At 68.0% G+C, this 1,091-nt stretch carries 1 protein-coding gene; it reads left to right on the forward strand.

Features of this window, described 5'->3' with window-relative positions; translation table 11 throughout:
* A partial coding sequence (locus tag P3H15_RS54055) for a condensation domain-containing protein (RefSeq protein ID WP_276144832.1) occupies window positions 1–1,091 on the forward strand: 1,091 nt, incomplete at both ends.

A 1,091-nucleotide genomic window follows, 5' to 3' on the forward strand; every position in this document is an offset into this window, starting at 1 on the left:
TGGTTGCTCGAACGCGGCGGCAACCTCGACACGTACTGCCAGGCAGTCCTGCTCACCGCACCACCCGAACTCACCACGGACACCCTCACCGCCACCCTGCAAACAGTGCTCGACCACCACGACATGCTCCGCGCCCGACTACACCGCGGGCACACCGACGACGACACCGTCCTCGAAATCCCACCCGCCGGAACAACAGCGGCTGCACCCCTCATCACCCGCATCGCCGTCCGGACACACCCGGACACCGACCTCGCCGCGATGGCACAGACGCAGCTCGACGCCGCAGCGCACCGCCTCGATCCCGAGAACGGGATCATGCTCCAACTCGTCTGGCTCGACCCCCACACCGAACCCGGACACCTCCTACTCACCATCCACCACCTCGCCACCGACGGCGTCTCCTGGCGCATCCTCATCCCCGACCTCGCCACCGCCCACCACGCCCACACCACAGGCACCACCCCCACACTCCCACCCACCACCACCAGCGCCCGCACCTACACCCACGCCCTCACCGACACCAGCACCCACCGCACCCACGAACTCCCCCACTGGCACACCATCCTCACCACCCCCGACCCCCCACTCGGCACCAGACCCCTCGACCCCACCCACGACACCGAAAACACCGCCCACCACACCACCCTCGACCTCCCACCCCACACCACCCACACCCTCCTCACCACACTCCCCACCACCTACCACTGCGGCATCGAAGACGCCCTCCTCACCGCCCTCGCCCTCGCCGTCACCACCTGGCGCCACCGACACCACACCCCCACCCACACACTGCTCGTCAACATCGAAGGACACGGCCGCAACGACCCCCTCATCCCCGCAGCCGACCTCACCCGCACCATCGGCTGGTTCACCACCATCCACCCAGTCCTGCTCGACCTCACCGACATCGACCTCGACGACGCACTCGCAGGCGGACCCGCCACCGGACAAGCCCTCACCGCCATCAAGGAACAACTCCGCACCACCCCCGACCACGGCACCGGATACGGCCCCCTGCGCTACCTCAACCCCCACACCGCCACACAACTCCGCAACCTCCCCCAACCCCACATCACCCTCAACTACCT

Origin of the sequence: Rhodococcus sp. T2V, assembly GCF_029269925.1 — a bacterium.
Classification (GTDB): domain Bacteria; phylum Actinomycetota; class Actinomycetes; order Mycobacteriales; family Mycobacteriaceae; genus Rhodococcus_F; species Rhodococcus_F koreensis.